Source organism: Streptomyces sp. NPDC059499 (genome assembly GCF_042749285.1).
GTDB lineage: Bacteria > Actinomycetota > Actinomycetes > Streptomycetales > Streptomycetaceae > Streptomyces.
This window is the reverse complement of sequence record NZ_JBHYTT010000005.1, coordinates 262,822-284,987: the sequence shown is the minus strand read 5'-3', so window position 1 is coordinate 284,987 and position 22,166 is coordinate 262,822. Positions and strand designations below refer to the sequence as shown.

Sequence of the window (22,166 nt, the reverse complement as noted above, 5' to 3'; positions counted from 1 at the left end):
CGGCATAACGGTCAAGGCGCCAGGAGGGGCCGGACGGTTGCTGCGGACCGAGGCCCTGATCCGGGCGGGGTACGTCGCTCGTATGCTCGGTTCATGACCGATCCCCAGCTCGGACGCCCGACCACCAACGCCATGCGGCGCGCCCTCCGCCGCGCCCGCGACGGAGTCGCCCTCGACATGGCCGAGGCCGCCGTACTGCTCCAGGCGCGGGGGGACGACCTCACGGATCTCGCCGCGTCGGCGGCCCGGGTGAGGGACGCGGGGCTCGACGCCGCGGGCCGCCCGGGAGTGATCACGTACTCCCGCAAGGTCTTCATCCCGCTGACCCGGCTCTGCCGCGACACCTGCCACTACTGCACCTTCGTCACCGTGCCCGGCAAGCTCAAGCGCGCCGGCCACGGGATGTTCCTGTCGCCGGACGAGGTTCTCGACATCGCCCGCAAGGGTGCCGAAATGGGCTGCAAGGAAGCACTGTTCACGCTCGGGGACCGGCCGGAGGACCGCTGGCCCGAGGCGCGGGAGTGGCTGGAGGCCGAGGGGTACGACGACACCCTGGCCTACGTCCGCGCCATGGCGATCCGGGTGCTGGAGGAGACGGGGCTGCTGCCGCACCTCAACCCCGGGGTGCTGACCTGGACCGATCTGCAGCGGCTCAAGCCCGTCGCGCCGTCCATGGGCATGATGCTGGAGACGACGGCGACCCGGCTGTGGTCCGAGAAGGGCGGCCCGCACCACGGGTCCCCGGACAAGGAGCCGGCCGTCCGGCTGCGGGTACTGGAGGACGCCGGACGCTCCAACGTCCCGTTCACCACCGGCATCCTGATCGGGATCGGCGAGTCGTACGAGGAGCGCGCCGACTCCCTGTTCGAGCTGCGCAGGACGGCCCGCGCCTATCACGGCATCCAGGAAGTCATCGTCCAGAACTTCCGCGCGAAGCCGGACACCGCGATGCGCGGGATGCCGGACGCGGAACTGGAGGAGCTGGCCGCGGCGATCGCCGTCGCCCGCCACATCCTGGGCCCCTCCGCCCGCATCCAGGCCCCGCCGAACCTCGTCGACGCCGAGTACGCCCTGCTGATCGGCGCGGGCATCGACGACTGGGGCGGCGTGTCACCGCTCACGCCCGACCATGTGAACCCGGAGCGGCCCTGGCCGCACATCGACGAACTCGCCGCCCGTACCGCCGAGTCCGGATTTCAATTGCGTGAACGTCTCACGATCTACCCGGAGTTCATCCAGCGGGGCGAGCCCTGGCTCGACCCCCGCCTCGTCCCGCACGTACGGGCGCTCGCCGACCCCGAGACCGGGCTGGCGAAGGAAGGGGTGATTCCCGCCGGGCTGCCCTGGCAGGAGCCCGACGAGGGCTTCAACGCCTCCGGCCGCACCGACCTGCACCGCACCATCGACACCGAGGGCCGCACCGGCGACCGGCGTGACGACTTCGACGAGGTGTACGGGGACTGGGAGGCGCTCCGGGAGGCCGCCGCCCCCGGCATGGTCCCGTCCCGCATCGACGCCGACGTGCGCCAGGCGCTCGGCCAGGCCGCCGACGACCCGACGAAGCTCACCGACGACCAGGCGCTCGCCCTGCTCCACGCGGACGGGCCGGCGCTGGACGAGCTGTGCCGGATCGCGGACACGCTGCGCCGTGACGTGGTCGGCGACGACGTCACGTACATCGTCACGAGGAACATCAACTTCACCAACGTCTGCTACACCGGCTGCCGTTTCTGCGCCTTCGCGCAGCGGCGTACGGACGCCGACGCGTACACCCTCTCCCTGGACCAGGTGGCCGACCGTGCCGCACAGGCCTGGGACGTCGGCGCGGTCGAGGTGTGCATGCAGGGCGGGATCCACCCGGACCTGCCGGGCACCGCGTACTTCGACATCGCGCGGGCCGTACGGGAGCGCGTCCCCGGTATGCACGTCCACGCGTTCTCGCCGATGGAGGTCGTGAACGGCGCGACCCGCACCGGCATGTCCATCCGCGACTGGCTGCTCGCGGCCAAGGAGGCCGGACTCGGCTCGATCCCCGGCACCGCGGCCGAGATCCTCGACGACGAGGTCCGCTGGATCCTCACCAAGGGCAAGCTGCCGACCGCCACCTGGCTGGACGTCATCAGGACCGCCCACGAGGTCGGGCTGCGGTCGTCCTCGACCATGATGTACGGGCACGTCGACCAGCCCAGGCACTGGCTCGGCCACCTCCGTACGCTCGCCCGCCTCCAGCAGGAGACCGGCGGGTTCACCGAGTTCGTGACGCTGCCCTTCATCCACACCAACGCCCCGGTCTACCTGGCCGGGATCGCCCGCCCCGGTCCCACCGACCGTGACAACCGGGCCGTCACGGCGATGGCCCGCCTGCTCCTCCACCCGCACATCACCAACATCCAGACCAGCTGGGTGAAGCTCGGCACCGAGGGCGCGGCCGAGATGCTGCGCTCGGGGGCCAACGACCTCGGCGGCACGCTGATGGAGGAGACCATCTCCCGGATGGCGGGCTCCGGTTACGGCTCGTACCGGTCCGTCCAGGACCTCGTCGCCATCGCCGACCTCGCGGGGCGGCCGGCGAAGCCGCGTACGACGCTGTACGGCGAGGTGCCCGAGGAGCGCGTCCGGGCCGCGGCGGCGTCGGACGGGCACCTGCCCGAACTTCTGCCGGTGCTGGAGGGCTGAGGCTCTGCCGGCCGGCGTACGGGCGTCACCGGTACCCCGTCGCGTCGGCCGGCCTGCCCGCGTCGACGACCTCGACCAGATAGCGCCAGCAGTCGGGGCGGGACCCGTCGAGGTCGGTGAAGCCGTACTCCCGGGCGAGCTGCCCGCTCGACAGCGACTGTCCGTTCCGGCGGGCGAGGCCGGCGTCACCGGCCAGGGCCGCGACCGCGCGCCCGACGTACGCCGGGCTCTCCGAGACGCAGAAATGCGGCACGTCGCCCAGCGCGTCGCGCCAGTTCTCCTCGGCCACGCCGAAGGTGTCGAGCATCATCTCCGAGCGGAGCCAGCCCGGGGTGAGGGCCACCGCCGTCCCGCCATGCGGTCCCAGCTCGTGGGCGAGCACGAACGCCGTACGCAGCACGCTGTTCTTGACCAGGTCGTAGAAGTAGGAGTTGCGGTAGTTCGCCGCGTTGTACTCGGCTGTCCCGTCGGTCATCTCGACCACGAGCCCGCCCGGCTGCCGCACCAGCAGGGGCAGCACGAAATGGCTGGTGATCGCGTGGGTCTCCACGCCCAGCCGGAGCAGGCGCAGTCCGTCGTCGAGGTCGTGTTCCCAGACCGGCTTGTCGAACGCGAACAGCCGCTCGCCGCCCCAGACATCGTTGACGAGCACGTCGATCCGCCCCTGTTCGGCGTCGATGCGCCCGGCCAGCGCACGGACCTGCTCGGGCACCAGGTGATCGGTCGGCACGGCGATGCCGGTTCCGCCCGCCGCGGTGACGAGCTCCGCGGTGTCCTCGATCGTCTCCGGCCTGTCGTACTCCGAGTGCCTCTCCCGAGTCGTGCGGCCGGTGACGTAGACGGTCGCACCTGCCGCGCCGAGCTGGACCGCGATGCCGCGCCCGGCGCCCCGGGTGGCCCCTGCGACCAGGGCGATCTTCCCTCGGAGCGGCGGTTCCGATGTGGTCGATGTGTCGGACATGAATCCCCTTGAGGTCCTGATCTGCCTGTACGGCCCGGTCCGGGTCCGTCGTCGACGGCCGGTGAAACCATGCTCGACGTGAAACCCGACGCCTTGTGTCCTGTTTCTTCGGTGTCCGGCATCACATCCGGGCGTGTCACATCCCGCCGGGCTGAATCCGTCACAGAGGTGCAGACATCAGCAACAGCGCAGGAGGACACGATGAACGCTCGACTGAACCTCTTCGGCAACCCGGACGTGGCCACGTTCCTGAAGCACATCAACTCGGCGGGAAAGGTGGTCGCGGACTCGCCGCTGCCGGCCACGACGCAGGAACTGGTGAAGATCCGCGCCAGCCAGATCAACGGCTGCGGGTTCTGCACCGACATGCACACCAAGGACGCGGCGCACGCGGGGGAGACCCCGACGCGGCTCCACCTCGTCGCGGCGTGGCGGGAGGCCACGGTGTTCACCGACGCCGAGCGCGCCGCCCTGGAGCTGGCGGAGCAGGGCACCCGCATCGCCGACGCGGCCGGAGGCGTCACGGACGAGGCATGGGCGAACGCCGCCAAGCACTACGACGAGGCGCAGCTCACCGCCCTGGTGTCCCTGGTCGCCGTCATCAACGCCTACAACCGCATCAACGTCATGGTCCAGCAGCCCGCCGGTGACTACCAGCCCGGGCAGTTCGGATAACCCGGACAGTGCGGCGCCGCCGGCCGGCGCCGCACTCTCCGCACATACCGTTCCGGCCCTGAACCAGCTCTTCCAGTTCGATTACAGTGCTTGCGCAGTCGCACGCCGGTGAACGGATGGGAAGGGGCACGGTGAGCACAGGGACCACAGCTGTCTGGGGCCGTGCGGAGCAGCAGGACTTCCGCAGCCGGGTGCGCGGGGCGCTGCTCGGAGGTGCCGTCGGCGACGCGCTCGGGGCGGGTGTCGCCGGGCTCACCCTGGAACAGATCCGTGCCGCCCACGGTGTCGACGGCGTCGTGGACTTCGTCCCCGCGCACGGCAGGCGCGGGGCAGTCACCGCCGTCACGCAGCTCACCCTCTTCACCGTCGACGGGCTGATACGCGCCCAGGTCCGACGTGACACCGGTGCCTGGCACCCGCCCACCGACGTGCACCGCGCGCATCTGCGCTGGGCGGCCACGCAGAGCGCCTGGGGACCCGACGAACGCCGCAAGGACAACGGATGGCTCGCCCGGGAGGAGTGGCTGTACACCCGCCGCGCACCCACCCGGGAGTGCCTCGTCGGTCTCGGCGACAGCACCATGGGCACGCTCGCCGTGCCCAAGAACCCCGCGGCCCGAGACTCGGCCGCCCTCACCCGCTCCGCGCCCTTCGGGCTGCTCGTGGGGTGGGAGTCGCATCTCGTCCTCCAACTGGCCGTCGAGTGCGCTGCCCAGACCCACGGCCATGCCACCGCCCAGCTGGCCGCCGGAGCCCTCGCCGTCCTGGTGCACGGCCTGGCGCGCGGCGAGACCCTGGACGGTTCGGTCCAGCACGCGCTCGCGCTGCTCGCCGACCGGCCGGGCAACGAGCAGGTCACGGAAGCCCTGCGGCAGGCCCTCGGATCCGTACGGCAGGGCATTCCCGGGCCCGCCCTCATCGAGGCGCTGGGCGACACGGACTCCGCGGAGGAGGTCCTCGCCGTGGCGCTGTACTGCGCGCTGGTCGGCGAGGACGTGCGGCACGGGCTGCGCCTCGCCGTGAACCACTCCGGGCCGTCCGCGGCCACCGGGGCCGTCTGCGGGGCCCTTCTCGGGGCGCTGCACGGCGAGACGGCGCTGCCGCCGGCCTGGCTGGCCGAACTCGAGGGGCGCTCGACCGTGCTGGAGCTCGCCGACGACTTCGCGATGGAGATGACGCAGGGGCCCGCCCTGCACAGTCCGACCGCTGTCGCTCCCGGCTGGCTGAGCCGCTACCCGCGGGACTGAGGGAAGCGGGAGGAAGCGCCGACAGCTGCGGGCGGACAGCAGTGGGCGGACGCCGCCGCGCCCGCCCACCGTTCGTGCGTCCCTGCCGGGACGACGGTCAGTCCTTCACAGCCTCCGGGACCGCCGTGCCGTCCGGACCCGTCTTCTGCGCCGGAACCGCGACTGCGCCGGCTTCGCCGTCCGGGCCCCCGCCATCCGTGTTGATCATCTCGATGAGCGCGTCGCGCTCAGGGGTGTCCTCGGGCTTGATGAACCCGATGACGATGTAGAGCACCAGTGAGATCGCCAGCGGCAGCGCCACCTGGTACTGCAGGGCGACGTCGGTCTTCACCGAGCCGTCGAAGTTGTAGTTGGTGAGGTAGAAGGCGAGCAGACCGGCTGCCCAGCTCGTGAGCGCCGCCGTCGGCCCCGACCTGCGGAACCTGCGCAGCAGGCCCAGCATGAACGGGATGGCGATCGGGCCCATCAGACCGGCGACCCACTTGATGACGACCGAGATGATGTCCTTGAACGTCGGCGAGTTGATCTGCGTCGCCAGCGCCATCGACAGGCCGAGGAAGGCGAGCGTGGACAGCCGCGCGGCCAGCAGACCGCTGCGATTGCTCCAGGTGCGGGCCGCCTTGGAGAAGACCGGCGCGATGTCCCGGGTGAAGACCGCCGAGATCGCGTTGGCGTCGGAGGAGCACATGGCCATCGTGTGCGAGAAGAAGCCGACGACGACCAGGCCGAGCAGACCGTGCGGCAGCAGCTGCTCGGTCATCAGGGCGTAACTGTCCGAGGCGTCGGGCTTCTTGGCCTCGACGAGCAGCGGTGCCACCCACATCGGGAAGAACAGGATGACCGGCCAGACCAGCCACAGGATCGCGGACAGACGTGCCGAACGGGTCGCGGAGCGTGCGGAGTCCGTGGCCATGTAGCGCTGGGCCTGGTTCCACATGCCGCCGTTGTACTCGAAGGTCTTGATGAACAGGTACGCCAGCAGGAAGGTCGTGGTGTACGGGCCGGCCGTCGGGTCGGTGTGCCCCTCGGGCAGCTTGTCCCAGACCGTCCACAGGGAGCTGAAGCCGCCCAGCTCGTTCATGACGATCACCAGCATGGCGATACCGGCGAACAGCTGGATGATGAACTGCCCGAGCTCGGTGAGCGCGTCGGCCCACAGTCCGCCGACCGTGCAGTAGACGGCCGTGATGGCGCCGGTGATGAAGATGCCCTGGGTCAGGGAGATACCCGTGAAGACCGAGAGCAGCGTGGCGATGGCCGCCCACTTGGCTCCGACGTCCACGATCTTCAGCAGCAGACCGGACCAGGCCAGGGCCTGCTGGGTCTGGACGTTGTAGCGGTTCTTCAGGTATTCGAGCGGCGATGCGACATGCAGCCGCGAGCGCAGCCGGTTGAGCCGCGGTGCGAAGAGCTTCGCGCCGATGCCGATGCCGATGGCGATCGGCAGCGACCAGGTCACGAAGGACGTGACACCGTACTGATACGCGATGCCGGCGTAGCCGGTGAACATCACCGCGCTGTAGCCGGACATGTGGTGCGAGATGCCCGACAGCCACCACGGCATCTTGCCGCCGGCCGTGAAGAAGTCGCTGACATTGTCCACGCGCTTGTGCGACCAGAGTCCGATCGCGACCATCACACCGAAGTATCCGATGAGCACGGCCCAGTCGAGACTGTTCATGTGCCCCCTCCAGGGGTCCGCCTTGTGAACGGGAACGCACTTCGTCAGTACGGCCGTTCAGCGGGGCCCCCGTGCGGGAACGGGGACTTTGGGGATTGAACCGCCTGTTCGGGTCCTCGGTCAAGGTTTTTCGTGATCAGGGATGTGAACGCGGATCAGTAAGGCGAACGATTTTACTCGTTCTTGACCTTGCGGGGCGTTGTAGTGAACGTGACAGCGGCCACACGATGAGCGGGCACTTCGTCAGGCTGTGCAGAGACAGGAACGAAGCAGGAGCGCAGAGAACGCAGAACGACCGCACGGGATGCGGGTCCCGTGCGGCCGGAGAAGGAGGAGAGCTGAAGAACCGGGGTCCGAAGCGCTGAAGGTCTTGCGTGTCGGAGGCCTTCGAGTGCTGACGTGCTTGACACCGATCGGCCGCGCGAACGTGGGGGCGGCCGAGATGTTCCAGCAGGTCGCGATGTGGAGCGGGTCGAGGCGTCGAGCGGGCCGAGCCCCCTCGGCCAGGACGGCGGACCAGTCGAGAGGGCTCCTGTCAGTGGTGCGCGGCGACCGGCGCAGGCGCCGGTCCGACGCCGGTCAGGCGCCGACGGCACCCTCTGCCACATCGCGCACGAATGCGTTCCACGCGCCGGGGACGAAGGTGAGCGAAGGGCCCTCGGGGGCCTTCGAGTCGCGTACGGCAATGGCCCGCGCGACGGGGGACTTGACCTCGACGCATGCTCCGTTGCCGCCGGAGTACGACGACTTTGTCCACATTTCCGTAGCACCCTGAAGAATAGCCATGTTCACTCCGGTTCAGAGAGTTGTGTGAGGGACACCAACTTCGTTCCTGTTGGCGTGATCGACGCTACTCGCCAACATCGCTGAGTGGCGCGGCCGTTCACTCGACCGGATGGCATATTCCATGCAGGTCTTCCGGGGTGAGGCGGTGGCGGTGTATATTCCCGCCGCCGCCTCCCTTACATCCCTGCATTTCTCGCAAATCAGACTTCATGGCCGTGTCTGATTTCGATGGGTCCCCGGCGGGGCCCCGATGGTTGTTCAGCCGGTGTACTCCTTGGCAATGCCGCTGATGAATTGGCGGGTCTGCTCCACATTCAGTGCCTGGGCCCGCAAATGCTCGTACATGACGCTGTATCGCTGCACGTCATTCGCTTTCTCCAGATACAGGTCGCTGGTGACGCCTTCGATGTACACCACGCTGGAGTCCGCGGCGTCCGGGAATTCCAGAATGGCGTACTGCCCGTTGATGCCCGGATGTGCTCCCATTTCGAACGGCAGCACCTGTACGGTCACGTGCGGGAGTTGAGACTGTTCGATGAGGTGCTCGAGCTGCTCGATCATCACCTGCTTGCCGCCGACCAGCCGGCGCAGCGCCGACTCGTCGATCACCGCCCACAGCCTCAGGGGGTGTTCGGGAGCGTTGATGCGGTCCTGGCGCCTGGCCCGGACGTTGACCCGCTTCTCGATGTCGGTCGGCGGCGCCTCGGGGAGCGCTCCGGTGATCAGCGCCTCTGCGTACTGCCTGGTCTGCAGCAGGCCGGGGACGACCTGGGGCTCGTACACCCGGAGCGATTCGGCGTCCGTCTCCAGGCCGATGTAGACGCTGTACGGGATGTCGCCGAACGCGTGCCACCAGCCCTGCTGGCGGGAGTCCTTGGCCATCTGCATGAGCGAGTCGACGATCCGGTGGTCCTCGACCTCGTACACGCCGCAGAGGTCCCGGACATCGCGCTGGCTGATCGAACGGCGGCCGTTCTCCAGGCGGCTGATCTTCGACTGGGAGACCAGCAGCCTCTCCGCGACCTCCTCGGCCGTCATGCCCTTGATCTCGCGAAGGCGGCGCAATTCCTGGCCCAACCGGCGTCGCCTGACGGTGGGATTGACGTTGGTCGGCACGGAAACGGCACCTCCGGCTATGCAGCTCTTGTAGCTGTGCGTATCTACTGCTCAGCAGATTGCCACCCCTGGCCGTGGGCGCGCTGGAAAACGGCCACACACAAGCGCGCGGGGCAGCCGGTGGATCCGGCTGCCCCGCGCGTGGTGCGGCTCCCGAACCGGGTCTGTGGGGACGTCGGTGCGGCGGTATTCGATTCTCCGCGAGATGCTCCGCGCGGTCAGTGCACGGAGGTGTGCGCCATGCTGCCGCGACGCGCTTGCGGCTGCAACGGCACGCCTGCCGCTTGCTGATTACGGCGCGGCTGTACGGCCACGCCGTTCTGGACGTCCATCACGGCATGCGCCACGAGGCCGCCCATCGGGTCGTGTCTGATCAGGTCCCGGAGCCGGGAGCGCGAAGAGCGCCCCTCGTTCCCGGGGTACAGGTGCTTGCCGAGTCCGACCGCATGGGCCAGCGCGGCGAGCGCCGCGGTCCGCGGGTCCGGCGGTACGCCGGTGCGGATCGCACTGTCCAGCCGGTTTCTGATGTCCCGGCTTATTGCCGTGTCCGTCGCCTGGTAGCGAGTCGTCGGCAGCACTCCGCACATCTGGCCCGCCACGGCATGCACCATGCCGCACCGCTCCAGATGAGCGAGGTAGATCTGGCGAAGCCCCAGTCGGGGTCCGCCGATCCAGTGGACGGCCCGGACCGGGCTGCCGCGACGGCGCAGCAGTTCCAGTGCGGAGTCCAGAGTCGGATCTCCTGTCGGCCGTGGCATCACCACGGCGATACGATCCCCGTCAGGGGCTATCCGTCCTGCCAGAGCCAGCTCTACTAGCTGTGCCCCGGCCAGGCCGAGGTCGAGCGACTGCGGCTGCGCTGTGGTACCCGTGGTCGGGTCCAGAGCGAGCAACAGAAGCTCCTCCGGAATTGTTCTGCGGCTCCTGCCCATCCATGCCTCCCCGCGTGGATGAATGACAGGGTGACCCCTCTCACATTGGTCTGTCGAGGGCGCCTGGGTGCTTTGTGAGGGAACCGTTAGGTATGTCGTTCTCGTCTAGCGGCCCAGCCAAGGGTTCACACAGGACACTGGTAGATGGTTCGGACAGTGCGGGCATGTCCCCGCGGCGCATGGAGGAGGCATCGGTGGCGGGCGAGTCCCCCGACAATTCGGAGCAGCGGAAGTCGTCGGGGACGGCTGAGGGACGCGATCCGCGTCTCGCCGTGTTCCGCGAACCGGACGCTCCGGCGGAGACCGGGAGTACGACGGACACCGCGACGGACACCGCGACAGCGGTCTTCCGTGCGCCGTTTTCCGCGGACGCTGCCGACGATCCGGCCGATGCGTCCGGCGGTGCGTCCGGCGATGTGTCTGCGGACGCGTCTGCGGCTGCTCCGGCAGTTACCGAAAGCGAGACGGACGCGGCCGGAACGGATGCTCAGGACTCCGACGGCTCCGACTCCGGGGCCGCAGAGGGCTCAGCGGGCTCTGTGGAGGGCGTGAAGGCCCCTGTGGAGGACTCCGAGCCCCGCGAGGCGGTCGAGGAGGCTGGCGGGCCGGACGGGGCGTCTGTGCCCTCCGGGACGGACGAGGCCGCTGCTGCCGAGATCGAACCCACGCCTGAGGGTTCCGACACCGACGCCGACGCCGACGCCGGGTCCTCGGACGACGAGGGCTCCGACGCCGATTCCGCGCCGGCCGCCGAGGCCGGTTCGGGCAGCGGTGCCGGGTCGGAGGCGCCGACCGACCCGTCCGACTCCGAACCTGCGCAGGAACCCCGCTCCGAAGCCGAAACCGAAGCCGAAGCGGAAACCGAAGGCGAAGCGGAAGCCGAAGCGGAAGCCGAAGCCGCTTCCGGGTCCGACGCCGAGCCGGAGTCCCGCGCGGAGGCTGGCGCCGACGCCGCCTCAGGAACCGCTGGTGGGACCACCTCCGAGTCCTCCGCCGCGGCCGAGCCGAACGACGCGCGGCTGCGCGCCGCCGTCGCGGCGTGGGTCGCGAGCGGCGGCGACGAGGACTCGGCGCCCGAGGACTCCGCGCCCGAGGACTCCGCACCTGAGGACTCCGAGTCCGGCGACTCCGCGCCCGAGCAGGACGCCGAGCCCGCATCGGGCGAAGCGTCCCAGGCTGTGACCGGGTCGGACACGGACGAGGCGGCGGACACCGGCGCGGCCTCCGACGCGCCCCGCGTGCCCAGGACCCGCGAGGAGGCCACCCCCGCGAAGGCCGAGACCTCGGAGAAGGCCGAGACCCCCGAGAAGGCGAAGCAGGGCGAGAAGGCCGAGTCCGAGGACGCGGCCGTTCCGGCGGAGCCCGCCGAGGACAAGCGAGGAATCGATCAGCCGACCACCGCCTTCAAGGCGCTGCGGCCCGGCCGGGTCGACCAGCCGACGACCGCGCTGAAGCTCCCCCGGGACACCCGGCGGGACGCCCCCGAGGCCCCCGCCGAGCGGACCAGCAAATTCGTACCGTTGCGGTCGGACGACGCGGGCCCGCCGCCGGCGCCCGCCCCCCGCCGGCCCGATGCGTCCGCGTCGGCGCCCCGCATCGGCCCCACGGTCACCCCGGACCTCGCCCCGGGCCGCACGACGGAGCCAGGCCGGCCAACCGGCGGCGCCGTTCCCGGGCTCACCGAGGCCGAGCGCACCCGGCAGCAGCCCATGCCGCCCCTGCCGCCGCTCGACCTGCTCGCCGAGCTGACGAACACCCCGCCGCCCCCGCAGACCCCGGTCCGCACGGCGGTCCGGCGGGTCAAGATCTGGACGCCGCTGCTGCTGCTCGTCGTGATCGTCTTTGCGATCGCGCAGGCGGTGCGTCCCCTTCCCGAGCCCACGCTGACGCTTTCCGCCGACCCCACGTACACCTTCGGCGGCGACAAGCTGGAGATGCCGTGGCCGGAAGAGGGCCAGGGCGTCGTCGAGGTCGAGGGCGTCGGCACGATCGGCTCGTACGGCACGGAGAAGACCGCCCCGATCGCGAGCGTCGCGAAGATCATGACGGCGTACGTGATCCTCAAGGAGCACCCGATCACCGGCAAGCAGGACGGTGAGCAGATCGAGGTCGACAAGAAGGCGGGCGAGGAGGCCAACCGCCCCGACGAGTCGACGGCGCCCATCCAGGAGGGGCAGAAGTACACGGAGCGTCAGATGCTCCAACTCCTGATGATCCCCTCCGGGAACAACGTGGCGCGGCTGCTCGCCCGCTGGGACGCCACGACGGTGGAGGCCTTCGTCGACAAGATGAACGCGGCGGCCGAGGACCTGGGGATGACGAAGTCGACGTACACGGACCCGAGCGGTCTCGAGTCCTCGACCGAGTCCACACCCGCCGACCAGCTCAAGCTGGCCAAGGCGGTCCTGCAGTACGACGTCTTCCGCGAGATCGTGAACATGCCCCAGGCCGAGATCCCGGGCATCGGCAAGACCATCTACAACAACAACAACATCCTGCTGGAACCCGGTGTCAGCGGCATCAAGACCGGTTCCTCCACCCCGGCCGGCGGCAACCTCATCTGGACCGCGGACACGGTCATCGACGGGAAGAGCCGGCGGATCATCGGCGCGGTGATGGGCGCGGACGTCGACGGCACGCTGGACGCCAAACTGCAGCGCGCCATACAGAGCAGCCTCGGCCTGATCCAGGCCGCGCAGAAGGGCGTCGACTCCGCCACCGTCGTCAAGAAGGGCCAGGTCGTCGGCTACGTCGACGACGGGCTCGGCGGGAGGACACCGGTGGTCTCCACCAAGGACCTGAAGGCGGTCGGCTGGGGCGGGCTCCAGGTGGAGCTCGACCTCGGTGACGGCGGGGAAACGCTCCCGCACGTGGCGAAGGCGGGCACGGTCGTCGGTGAACTGACGGTCGGTACCGGCCCGGGGAAGGTCTCGGCCCCCGTCGCGCTCCAGAGCGGGACGACGGAACCGGCCTTCGGCGACAGGCTGACCCGGATCACCTGACGGCGGTCCTGCCCGTGTCCCTGCCCTGCCGCGCACAGCGGCGGGCAGGGGCACGGAGCAGGAGGTGCGGGGCAGGAAATGGGGCAGCGCGGAGAAAAACGTGCGTGCTAGCGTCCCGGAAGCAACGGTCGGGCGCCGGGACGCGTCCCTCCGGGTACGAACGAGGCCCGTGCGGTACATCGACGGTTCGGCAGGCCCGGGCGAGGACGGGGAGAGTCGCAGTGACGACGGCTGAGCCGACGCGGGCGAACGACAGTACGGCTGCCGGAAATCTACGGGTCCGGATTCCGGCGCCGCGCGACGGCCGGCAGGACGGGTCCGACACGTCCCTGCGGGACCGCCTCCTGCGCCATCCGGTCCTGCTGACGACCGCGGTCGCAGCCGCCGTGCACCTGCTGTGGTTCTTCTTCTTCGCGAACAGCGGCGGCGACATCGCCGCCCAGGACGCCTGGGCGGAGTTCGTGGGCCGCCACCCCGGCACTGCGTACAACCTCGCCTGGTACGGGGGCGTCCACCCCGTCTCGTACAGCGTGGTGTCGCCCTATCTGATGTCGGTGCTCGGCGTCCGGACGACGATGATGATCGCCGGTACGGTCTCCTCGGCGCTCACCGCGCTGATCCTGGTCCGGGTGCCTGTCGTCCGTAACCCCCTCGCGTGCGCGCTCGCCGGTGCGTTCGCGTACCTGTGCAACGCCCTGAGCGGTCGGGTGACCTTCGGGCTCGGCATGATGTTCGCCCTCGGTGCGGTCGCCGCGGTCTTCTGCTGGCCGTACCGGTGGCGGTACAGGCGGTGGGCGAAGGCAGTCGCCGCCGCGCCGCTCGCCGCCCTGGCGACGGCCGGCAGCCCGGTCGCCGGGCTCTTCCTCGGCGTGGTCGCCGCGGCACTCTTCCTGAACAAGCGGCGCCCCGGGGCGTACGCGATCGGTCTGCCTCCCGTCGTGGTCGTGGTCCTGTCCGCGTGGATGTTCCCCTTCTCGGGTACGCAGCCGATGTCGATCGGGACGCTGTCCCTGCCGTTCGTCTTCGCCGTCCTGGTGTTCCTCCTCGTGCCCCGGGACTGGTCCACCGTGCGCACGGCCGCCGCGGTGTACGGCGTCGGCACGCTGCTGACGTTCGTGATCGACTCGCAGATCGGCTCGAACGTGTCGCGCATGGCGATGCTGTTCGCCGGTGTCGTGCTGCTCGCCGCCCTGCCGTACACGGCGCCGCGCACCCGCCGTTGGTACGCGCTGGTCATCGCCTTCGCGGGCCTGAACTTCTGGATCGGTTTCAAGGGCGTCGACGACATCGTCCGCACGGCTCCGACCGCGTCCTGGAACCGCGAGCTCGCCCCTCTGATCAACCAGCTCCAGAAGGCCGGGGCGGAGCGGGGCCGGGTCGAAGTGGTACCCGCCAGCAGCCACCGGGAGGCGTCGGCGCTCGCGCCGTACGTGAACCTGGCCCGCGGCTGGATCCGGCAGGCCGACATGGAGCGCAACCCGCTCTTCTACGACGACACCCTGAACGCCGTGAACTACCGGGAGTGGCTCGACCGCTGGGCCGTGCACTACGTCGTGCTGCCGACGGGGAAGCCGGACTCCAGCGGGGCGCTGCAGGAGGCGGAGCTCGTCCAGAAGGGCCAGCCGTATCTGAAGGCGGTCTGGAGCGACGCCAACTGGAAACTGTTCCGGGTCCTGGACCCGGTGCCGCTCGCGGATCCGCCCGCGACGGTGGAACGGGCCGGCGACGACGAGCTGACGATCCGGGTGAAGTCGGCGGGCCGGGTACTGATCCGGATTCCGTACTCGCGCTGGCTCGCCGTCGTGGACGACGAGGGCAAGGGCGTGGAGCGTCCGCAGGAGACGGCGGCCTCCAAGCAGCGTTCGGAGCAGGACGATGAAGCCCCGAAGGACTTCACCAACGCGCACGGCTGCCTGATCAAGGTGGAGGAGGACCCGGACGGCGACGAGTGGACGGAGCTGCTCGCGCCCCGGCCCGGGGTCTACCGGCTCGCCGCGCCGTACCAGTTGAAGCCGGGTACGCCGTGTCCGGAGGAACTGCGCTGACGGGCTCGCGCCCGGTCCCCGGTCGAGCAAATAGTGCGGGAACTCTCCCTCTGCGGGCGCCGCACTGGCAAGGTGTGCTGCCATGAGGTGCCAACATTGCGGGGGCGAACACATAGGCCCGTTGCCGGGGATGGTCTGTCCCCGGTGCGGTTCGGTGGCGCGTTCGGCCGGGAGCGGTTCCTGGATCGCCCAAGAGACCCTGATGGGCCGGGTCTCCACCCTGCCCCGGAGGCGAAAAGTCCTGCTGGCGGCCGGAGTTGTGGTCGCGGCCGGGAGCCTGGCCACCGCCGTGTCGCTGCTCGCCTCGGGGGACGGAGCAGGACGCCCCGAGGCCGCGGGCCGGGCCGGCGCCGTACCTGCTCCGATCGGCGGCGGTGCTCCGACCCGGATCGGTCCGGGAGGCGAGGAGAGCCCGGACACCCCTGGGACGGAATCCCCGAGTTCTCCGGGCTTCCCGGAACCCTCGGGGCCCGCGGGTAACCCGAGCAGTCCCGCGGAGGCGGGCGGGTACCGCTACACGGCGTGGGCCGGCCCCGGCTGCACGACGGGCGACTACGCCGAGCACGGCCGCTTCGAGAACGGTGACGCGGGCTGGTACACCGTCGAGTCGGGTGGTTTCAGGGACGGTTCGTGCGACGGCCGGTTCAGCGCGGTCCCGATGTCCGGCAGTCCGTCCGAGGACCGGGGCGGCAGCGCGGTCTGGTCCTGGTATCTGGGTGAGGGCTTCAGCGAGTGCACGCTGACCGTTTTCGTGCCGACGAGCGTCCGCGACAACGATGTGGCGGGGAACCCCAGCGTGTACCGGGTTCTCTCCGACCCCGGCGACGCGGACTCCGCCTATACGGGCTTCGCCGTGCGCCAGCCGGAGCACCGGGGTGAGCCGGTCGACGTGAAGAGCTACCCGGTGAAGGGCGACACCTTCGCCGTCCAGCTGATCGACCGGGGCCGGGACTGGGGCGACACGGACCTGGTGGGCGCGCACCACGCGGCGGCTCAGGTGAAGGCCTCGTGCCGCTGAGCCGGGCGGCCGTGCGGGTCAGCGAACGAACGCGCGGTCCCGTTCGGTGAGTTGGCCGACCGGGCCGGCGGCCCGGAGGACGACGTCCAGGGCGCGGTCCGGATCGGAGGCGTAACAGCCGCTGGCCCACGCCGCGTTGGCCTCGATGACGGCCCACCGGCCGGCGTCGGTGGTGCCGGCGTCGACGACGATCGCGGACGGCAGGGTGTGTCCGACGGCGGCGAGCAGGTCGGCGCCGAACGCGAGCGCCCCGGCCGGCAGGGGAGCCGGGCGGAACCGGCCGCCCTCGGCGTACCGGCTTCCGCAGACCACGTGGCCGTCGAGCACGTACAGGCGGTACTCGGCGGCGAACACGATGACATCGCTCACCAGCACCACGGTCCCGGGATCGACCGCGTCCGGCCCGGGCAGCCGGGATTCGTCCGTGTACACCAGGGCCGGAATGCTCTTGTCGTTCGGCGACTTGACGAACGCGGGGCGGCGCAGCCCGTACGCCTCACGGATGGGCACGGCCCGGACCTCACGCCGGGTGAACGCGACGGGCAGCCGGGCCAGCCAGTCGGCGGGGGCCTCCAGCGGCGCGATGCCCAGCGCGGGTGCCACGGCGTCGGCGAAGGACGGTCCGGCATGCAGATGGGCGCCCCCGCCGCGCAGTTCCTCGGGCACGTCGAAGTCCGGCAGCTGCACGGTCGGCAGGCCGCGCCGCCGGGCGGTGTCGCCGAGGGTCCGTGCCGAGGCGGTGAGACGGGGAGGGAGCACGAGGGTCATGGGCACCGATCATTCAGCAGCGGACCCGTGTGCCCCACCGGATTTCGCCGCAGCACGCCGCCGCACCGCGTTTCGCCGTCTGCGGAGGTGCTCCCGGGGCGTACCCGCGGGCGTCGTCCGGGTGGCTCTCGGCCCGCACTGCCCGGCGACCGGACCGCGTGAGCACTCAGACTGCGCGCTCCATGCACACCAGATCGCCCCGCTCGTCCCAGGACTCGGTGACGGCGAAGCCGAGCCGCTCGTACAGGGCGACGGCGTCCGTCCGCCACTTCCACACGGACAGCCCCACCGTACTCACGCCGTCCTGCGCACATCGCGCGAGCGCGGCACCGATCAGCTCCGAAGCGACGCCTCGGCCCCGGAAGGACGGCGCGGTCCAGAGCCGCTTGACCTCGGACCGCTCCTCGAAGGGGGCAGTCACCACCAGGCAGCCCACCGCTTCTGCCCCGCTCAGTGCCACCAGCACGGCATCGTTCGCGAACGCGGTCCGCGGATCCAGGACCTCCGCTCGGTAGCGGTCCGGCAGCGCTCCCACGTCGGGAACGGCCTCGCCCTTCTCCTCCTCGGTGCGCAGGTGGTAAGCCGCCAGCAGCCCGGACAGTCCGTCCTCCGCGGACGGGCCCCGGCCGGGCCACGGAACGATGGCGATCTCGCCTCGGTCAGTCATGGAACCAGCATCGCAGGACCAGGCCCAGGTCGGTGCGGTGTACGGGGCCGTCACGGGGTGCCCGTGGAGGTCGTGGGAACGCGTGTGCCAGGGTGTGCCGACAGCTCACGCCGGCCGGGCCTCGCGAGATGGTCCGGCCGACGGCTGATCGCCGGGCTCCGGGACCCGCGGTGGTGTCCGGGGCGGGGCTGCCGAAACCCCGGCGGGAGGAGTGTCCCGTCCGGGCCCAGGCATCCAACCTCGTAGGAGTACACCCGTGAACGGAAAGCGCCGCCGGCTGCTGCTGGCCGCCGTCGACCCCATGCTCGAGCCCGAGGAGCGGGTCGAGGTGACGTCCATCGTGAACCTGAGTTCGGTCTCCGTGCGCCGCACAGCGGCGTTCGCGGCGGCCTCGGTGATCATGAGCGGCGGTGGCATGGCCGTGATCCCGGTACCGGTCCCCATGTACCTGGTGATGACCGACCGTCGTCTCTTCGTCTTCCGGGCGAACCCGACGTTCGCCCGGCCCGAGGAGCACCTGATGACGATTCCGCGCGCCGGTCTCGTCCGCTCGGAGATCAAGGAGCGGCTGCTCAACTCGTCCTTCGTCGTGTCCTCGCCGGACGACGAGCAAGGCTTGAAGATCGTCTTTCCGCTGGCCGGGCGCAAGGAACGGAACGCGATAGCGGCGGCCCTGCCCCTGGCAGGCTGACCTCTCCCCGGAACGGGTCTTCCCGGATCGGGTCGGCGGCCGGGCGGAGTGGCGGCTCAGGGATGTTCCGAGTCGTAGTCCGCCTGGCTCAGCTCGATGCCGGGGTTGTTGTCGACGGCCCACTCGGCCAGCTTCACCGCGGGTTCGATCAGGGTGCGACCCCTCGCGGTGAGCTCGTACTCGACGCGCGGCGGGACCTCGGGGAACGCTGTGCGGGTGACGAGGCCGTCGCGCTCGAGGTGCCGGACCGTGCGGGTGAGCATGCGCTGCGAGATGCCCGGGATCCGCTGCTGGAGCTCGGTGAAGCGCATGCGTTCACCGTCGAGTGTGGCCACCACCAGCAGGGTCCACTTGTCGCCGATGCGGTCCAGGATGCCTCGGACGGCGCGGCCGCCGTCGCCGCGGATGAGGCAGCTGTTGCGGTACTTCGACATCGGCGGCCCCTGTTCGCAACGCACACCGGTGTGCCTTTTGTAAGGCTTTCCATAGTCACCGATCATGTGGTTGCTTACAAGTCGTAACCATGACGGAGGACGAACATGGAGATCGCCTACTGGATCGTCGCCGGGTTGCTGGGAGTCTTCTACCTGTACGCGGGCGGCAAGAAGGTCGCGCAGCGCAAGGAGCAGCTCGCGCCCATGATGGGCTGGGTGGACACGGTCCCGATGCGGCTGGTCCGGATCATCGGAGTCGTCGAGATCCTGGGTGCCGCCGGCCTCGTGCTGCCACCGCTCACGGGGATCGCGCCGGTCCTCGCCGTCGTGGCCGCGCTCGGTTTCCTCGTGCTGCAGGTACTGGCGACGGGTCTGCACCTGTCACGGGGCGAGGTCAGGGAAACCGGTCTCAACGTCGCCCTCATCGTGCTGGCCGGCGTGGCCGCGTGGCTCGCCACGACCTGGTGAGGGTCCCGGTCGCCCGGCGTACGTTCAGCGCTACGGCGAGCGGGATTCGTGCACGTCGAGCACGGCCTGGAACTGCCGGCGCGCCTCCGGTACGCGGCCCGTGGCCAGGTAGGCGTGGCCGAGACGGCTGCGGATGTCCATCTCCAGCCAGTGGTAACTGGGGTCGGTGAGCGGGGACAGCAACTGGTGCTGAAGCAGGGCCTGGTGGTGGAGCGCTACGGCCGCGCCCGGGTTTCCCTCACCCCGCTCCGCCGTGCCCAGCCGGGTCAGGCTGCGTGCGCAGAGGAAGACGTCCCCGACCTGCTCACCCAGTTCGACCGCCTGACGGAACCGGCTCCTGGCCTCACCGTAGTGGCCGAGGCGGAGGTGGACGTCGGCGGCGCAGGTCAGGGTCCTGCCGAGGACGCGCGGCCTGCCGTCCCTCTCGGCGTGCGCGTGGGCGTCGGCGAAGCAGGCCAGCGCCTCCTCGTTGCGTCGCCGGAACTGGTGGGCGAGGCCGAGGGTGACGAGTGCTATCGAGGCGATCCAGTCGTTGCGCAGCGTCCGGGCCAGGTCAACCGCCCTCGTGAGATGGCGAATCGCCCTGTCGTCCTCTCCCACGCTCAGGTCGACGGCCCCCAGCGCGGCGAGGGCCCGGGCCTCCTCGAACGGGTCGCCGCGGTGCCGGCTGAGGTCCAGTGCCTCGGTGATGCTGGTGCGGGCCCGCCGGTACCGGCGCTGGTACACCCCGGTGTAGCCCAGGCAGTTCCGCAGCGCGGTGGCCATCCGCCCGTCCGTGGCCTCGTCCGCGTGCGTGAGGGCGATCTCCAGGACCGTCTGGCTCTCGTGGTAGCGGCCCTGCCGTACGAAGTAGTCGACCAGGGCCTCGGCGATCCAGCAGGCGTGGTCGGCCTCACCGAGGGCCGCGGCGTGTCCGACGACGTCGGCCAGCTCCCCACCGGCCGCGTCCAGCCAATGCTCCGCGTCCTGCCAGTTCTTGAACGGTGGGTCGGCGGGCTCGGGTCCGGTGGGGAATCCGGCCGGTCCGAAGTCGCTCGTGATCCTGGCGGCGTCCAGGAAGAGGCGGAGCGCGGCCCTGCGTGCGGCGGCGGCCTCGGCGGGCGCGCCTTCCGCGAGGCGTCGCGCGTGCACGCGGACCAGGTCGTGCAACCGGTAGCGCCCCGGACGGGAATGCTGCAGGAGGCTCGTATCGACGAGGCTTTCCAGGATCCGCTCGGTGTCGTGCGACGGACCGTCGAGCATGGTCGCCGCCGTCAGCACGTCGAACTCGACCGTCGGCGCCATGCCCAGGGCGCGGAACCCGCGCTGCTGCTCGGGTGCGAGCTGGTCGTACGACAGGCGGAAGGCGGTCTCCACGCTGCGGTCGCCGACGCTCAGTTCGCCGAGCCGGTCCTCGTCGCCGGCCATGCGGCTCACCAGGTATTCCACCGTCCACGCGCCGCGGTTCTGCAGCCGCGACCCGGCGATGCGCAGGGCCAGCGGCAGCCCGTCGCACAGCCCGACCAGCTGACGCGTCGCCTCCGGTTCGCTGCTCGTACGGTCCTCTCCGATGATGTGCGTGAGCAGGGAGACGGCGTCCCCGCTCTCCAGGGGTTCCAGGGTGACCCGGCGGTCGGCGTCCAGTTCGGCCAGCCGCCGTCGGCCGGCCACCAGCACCCTGCTTCCCGCTCCCGCGGGCAGCAGGGGCCGTATCTGGTCGGCGTCCAGGGCGTCGTCCAGCACGAGCAGCAGCCGCAGCGGGCTGGTCGTCGCGCGCCAGACAGCGGTGAGTTCTTCGAGGTCGTCCGGCAGTTCGCCCGTGGCCGCGCCGAGCGAGCGCAGCAGGCGTTGCAGTGCTCGTTCCGGCACCTGCCGCCGCTGTGTGCTGTGCGCGCGCAGGTCCACGAACAGACAGCCGTCCGGGTACCGGTCGCTGAGCTCACGGGCCGCGCGTACGACGAGCGCGGTCTTGCCGACCCCGGCCGTACCGTCCACCGTCATGATCGATACGGATCCGGGCGGAGCGGGCGCGATCAGCTGTTCCAGCGCCGCCTCCCGGCCGATCAGGTGGCCGGCGTCACCCGGCAGGTCGTTCACCGTGCGGCGGAACGGGGGCCGGACCGCGGGAGCGGTGGCACGGCCCGTGGCCGGACCGAGGAGGCGTTCGTCGTCCTGGTGCAGCACCGCGTCGTACATCCGGCGCAGTTCCTCGCCGGGATCGACGCCGAGTTCGTCGCGCAGGCGCCCCCGCATGCCCTGGAAGGAGTTCAGGGCCTCCGCCTGGCGCCCGCTTCCGTACAGGGCGCGCATACGCAGGGCCAGTACCGACTCGTTGAGAGGGTCGGACGTGGACAGTGCGGCGAGTTCGTCCAGCGCCTCGGCGGACCGGCCCAGCAGCACCAGGCACTCGAGTCTCTCCAGCCGGAGCGAGAGCCGTCGCTCCAGGAGCCGCCGGCGCTCCGCCTGCGCGCGCTGTCCCGGCAGGCCGGTCAGGGGCTCGCCACGGAACAGGGAGAGCGCCTCGGAGTACCCGTCCATCGCGGTGCCCAAGTCGCCGGACACCTTCGCCCGCCGTGCCCCGCCGGCCCGTTCGTCCAGCTCGGTCACATCGAGCCGGACCCCGTCGCCGCCGAAGCTGTACCAGCCCTTGCCGCTGCGGATCACCGATTCCGCCGGTCCGGTGCCCGTCACGTCGAGCGCCTTGCGCAGCGGGTGGACGTGGCTCGGCAGAACTTTGTGTCCGGACCCCGGCACCTGCCCGTCCCACAGGTCGTCGAGCAACTGCTCGTGGCTCACCCGGGTGTCCACACGCAGCACCAGCGCGGCGAATACGGCCTGGCGCCGGACCGGCCCCAGGTCCACCGGTGTTCCGCCCCGCCAGGCCAGGAGCGGCCCGAGCAGGCCGACCCGGAGCCCCTGAGGAGTTCCCCCGTCCACCGCGAAGCCTCCGCTCCCGTACATCATCGGAATTTCATCAGCATTGCAGCACCTCCGGCCATGGTGGCGTGTACGAGATCGCA

General features: G+C 70.6%; 17 protein-coding genes. 8 read left to right on the top strand and 9 right to left on the bottom strand.

The window, feature by feature from the left end:
- Positions 1–93: 93 nt before the first annotated feature.
- Positions 94–2,676 (top strand): bifunctional FO biosynthesis protein CofGH, encoded by a 2,583-nt coding sequence (locus ACFW9O_RS15405; protein ID WP_384609401.1) that lies wholly within the window; start codon positions 94–96, stop codon positions 2,674–2,676.
- 25 nt (positions 2,677–2,701) lie between these two features.
- On the opposite strand, the gene ACFW9O_RS15400 is transcribed toward ACFW9O_RS15405, so the two are convergent.
- A complete protein-coding gene (locus ACFW9O_RS15400) occupies positions 2,702–3,637 on the bottom strand; it encodes an SDR family oxidoreductase (RefSeq protein ID WP_384609398.1) in 936 nt (311 codons plus the stop codon).
- 201 nt (positions 3,638–3,838) lie between these two features.
- Between ACFW9O_RS15400 and ACFW9O_RS15395 the strand changes: the two genes are divergently transcribed.
- Positions 3,839–4,312: a carboxymuconolactone decarboxylase family protein gene (locus tag ACFW9O_RS15395; RefSeq protein ID WP_384609395.1), complete on the top strand. Its 474-nt coding sequence runs from the start codon at positions 3,839–3,841 to the stop codon at positions 4,310–4,312.
- Between the two features lie 131 nt (positions 4,313–4,443).
- The gene (locus ACFW9O_RS15390; RefSeq protein WP_351176855.1) at positions 4,444–5,559 is read left to right on the top strand and encodes an ADP-ribosylglycohydrolase family protein; all 1,116 of its coding nucleotides are present in this window, start codon (positions 4,444–4,446) and stop codon (positions 5,557–5,559) included.
- A gap of 97 nt (positions 5,560–5,656) precedes the next feature.
- Here the strand turns inward: ACFW9O_RS15390 and ACFW9O_RS15385 are convergent, their stop codons facing one another.
- From ACFW9O_RS15385 to ACFW9O_RS15370, 4 genes are all read right to left on the bottom strand, one after another.
- The gene (locus ACFW9O_RS15385; protein ID WP_384609392.1) at positions 5,657–7,240 is read right to left on the bottom strand and encodes a sodium:solute symporter family protein; all 1,584 of its coding nucleotides are present in this window, start codon (positions 7,238–7,240) and stop codon (positions 5,657–5,659) included.
- Positions 7,241–7,819: 579 nt separating this feature from the next.
- Positions 7,820–8,026, bottom strand: coding sequence for a DUF397 domain-containing protein (locus ACFW9O_RS15380; protein ID WP_351176861.1), 207 nt, complete (start codon positions 8,024–8,026; stop codon positions 7,820–7,822).
- A gap of 258 nt (positions 8,027–8,284) precedes the next feature.
- Positions 8,285–9,142 carry a helix-turn-helix domain-containing protein gene (locus ACFW9O_RS15375; protein ID WP_384609390.1) on the bottom strand — a complete coding sequence of 286 codons (858 nt, stop codon included), beginning with the start codon at positions 9,140–9,142 and terminating at the stop codon, positions 8,285–8,287.
- Positions 9,143–9,360: 218 nt separating this feature from the next.
- Positions 9,361–10,074: a GPP34 family phosphoprotein gene (locus tag ACFW9O_RS15370; RefSeq protein WP_351176867.1), complete on the bottom strand. Its 714-nt coding sequence runs from the start codon at positions 10,072–10,074 to the stop codon at positions 9,361–9,363.
- 164 nt (positions 10,075–10,238) lie between these two features.
- On the opposite strand from ACFW9O_RS15370, the gene ACFW9O_RS15365 reads away from it, so the two are divergent.
- The 3 genes from ACFW9O_RS15365 to ACFW9O_RS15355 all read left to right on the top strand — a co-directional run bounded on the left by ACFW9O_RS15365 (position 10,239) and on the right by ACFW9O_RS15355 (position 16,139).
- Positions 10,239–13,076, top strand: coding sequence for a D-alanyl-D-alanine carboxypeptidase (locus ACFW9O_RS15365; RefSeq protein WP_384609388.1), 2,838 nt, complete (start codon positions 10,239–10,241; stop codon positions 13,074–13,076).
- Between the two features lie 221 nt (positions 13,077–13,297).
- Positions 13,298–15,121, top strand: coding sequence for an MFS transporter (locus ACFW9O_RS15360; protein ID WP_384609385.1), 1,824 nt, complete (start codon positions 13,298–13,300; stop codon positions 15,119–15,121).
- Between the two features lie 130 nt (positions 15,122–15,251).
- Entirely contained in the window at positions 15,252–16,139 is an 888-nt protein-coding gene (locus ACFW9O_RS15355; RefSeq protein ID WP_384609382.1) for an adhesin, read from the top strand.
- 18 nt (positions 16,140–16,157) lie between these two features.
- On the opposite strand, the gene ACFW9O_RS15350 is transcribed toward ACFW9O_RS15355, so the two are convergent.
- The gene (locus ACFW9O_RS15350; RefSeq protein WP_384609380.1) at positions 16,158–16,907 is read right to left on the bottom strand and encodes an ATP-grasp domain-containing protein; all 750 of its coding nucleotides are present in this window, start codon (positions 16,905–16,907) and stop codon (positions 16,158–16,160) included.
- A gap of 166 nt (positions 16,908–17,073) precedes the next feature.
- Positions 17,074–17,574 (bottom strand): GNAT family N-acetyltransferase, encoded by a 501-nt coding sequence (locus tag ACFW9O_RS15345; protein WP_384609377.1) that lies wholly within the window; start codon positions 17,572–17,574, stop codon positions 17,074–17,076.
- Positions 17,575–17,830: 256 nt separating this feature from the next.
- Between ACFW9O_RS15345 and ACFW9O_RS15340 the strand changes: the two genes are divergently transcribed.
- Positions 17,831–18,265: a hypothetical protein gene (locus ACFW9O_RS15340; RefSeq protein ID WP_351176885.1), complete on the top strand. Its 435-nt coding sequence runs from the start codon at positions 17,831–17,833 to the stop codon at positions 18,263–18,265.
- 56 nt (positions 18,266–18,321) lie between these two features.
- On the opposite strand, the gene ACFW9O_RS15335 is transcribed toward ACFW9O_RS15340, so the two are convergent.
- Positions 18,322–18,699 carry a winged helix-turn-helix transcriptional regulator gene (locus tag ACFW9O_RS15335; protein WP_384609374.1) on the bottom strand — a complete coding sequence of 126 codons (378 nt, stop codon included), beginning with the start codon at positions 18,697–18,699 and terminating at the stop codon, positions 18,322–18,324.
- Between the two features lie 105 nt (positions 18,700–18,804).
- On the opposite strand from ACFW9O_RS15335, the gene ACFW9O_RS15330 reads away from it, so the two are divergent.
- Entirely contained in the window at positions 18,805–19,167 is a 363-nt protein-coding gene (locus ACFW9O_RS15330) for a DoxX family protein (RefSeq protein ID WP_384609371.1), read from the top strand.
- Between the two features lie 30 nt (positions 19,168–19,197).
- On the opposite strand, the gene ACFW9O_RS15325 is transcribed toward ACFW9O_RS15330, so the two are convergent.
- Complete coding sequence (locus ACFW9O_RS15325; protein WP_384609368.1) at positions 19,198–22,107, bottom strand: BTAD domain-containing putative transcriptional regulator; 2,910 nt, start codon at positions 22,105–22,107, stop codon at positions 19,198–19,200.
- Positions 22,108–22,166: the final 59 nt, after the last annotated feature.

What these genes read in the sequence shown, in the direction of transcription:
- ACFW9O_RS15405 (WP_384609401.1), top strand. Translation starts at nt 94, where the DNA reads ATGACCGATCCCCAGCTCGGACGCCCGACCACCAACGCCATGCGGCGC.
- ACFW9O_RS15400 (WP_384609398.1), bottom strand. Translation starts at nt 3,637, where the DNA reads ATGTCCGACACATCGACCACATCGGAACCGCCGCTCCGAGGGAAGATC.
- ACFW9O_RS15395 (WP_384609395.1), top strand. Translation starts at nt 3,839, where the DNA reads ATGAACGCTCGACTGAACCTCTTCGGCAACCCGGACGTGGCCACGTTC.
- ACFW9O_RS15385 (WP_384609392.1), bottom strand. Translation starts at nt 7,240, where the DNA reads ATGAACAGTCTCGACTGGGCCGTGCTCATCGGATACTTCGGTGTGATG.
- ACFW9O_RS15380 (WP_351176861.1), bottom strand. Translation starts at nt 8,026, where the DNA reads ATGGCTATTCTTCAGGGTGCTACGGAAATGTGGACAAAGTCGTCGTAC.
- ACFW9O_RS15370 (WP_351176867.1), bottom strand. Translation starts at nt 10,074, where the DNA reads ATGGGCAGGAGCCGCAGAACAATTCCGGAGGAGCTTCTGTTGCTCGCT.
- ACFW9O_RS15365 (WP_384609388.1), top strand. Translation starts at nt 10,239, where the DNA reads ATGTCCCCGCGGCGCATGGAGGAGGCATCGGTGGCGGGCGAGTCCCCC.
- ACFW9O_RS15355 (WP_384609382.1), top strand. Translation starts at nt 15,252, where the DNA reads ATGGTCTGTCCCCGGTGCGGTTCGGTGGCGCGTTCGGCCGGGAGCGGT.
- ACFW9O_RS15350 (WP_384609380.1), bottom strand. Translation starts at nt 16,907, where the DNA reads ATGACCCTCGTGCTCCCTCCCCGTCTCACCGCCTCGGCACGGACCCTC.
- ACFW9O_RS15345 (WP_384609377.1), bottom strand. Translation starts at nt 17,574, where the DNA reads ATGACTGACCGAGGCGAGATCGCCATCGTTCCGTGGCCCGGCCGGGGC.
- ACFW9O_RS15335 (WP_384609374.1), bottom strand. Translation starts at nt 18,699, where the DNA reads ATGTCGAAGTACCGCAACAGCTGCCTCATCCGCGGCGACGGCGGCCGC.
- ACFW9O_RS15330 (WP_384609371.1), top strand. Translation starts at nt 18,805, where the DNA reads ATGGAGATCGCCTACTGGATCGTCGCCGGGTTGCTGGGAGTCTTCTAC.
- ACFW9O_RS15325 (WP_384609368.1), bottom strand. Translation starts at nt 22,107, where the DNA reads ATGTACGGGAGCGGAGGCTTCGCGGTGGACGGGGGAACTCCTCAGGGG.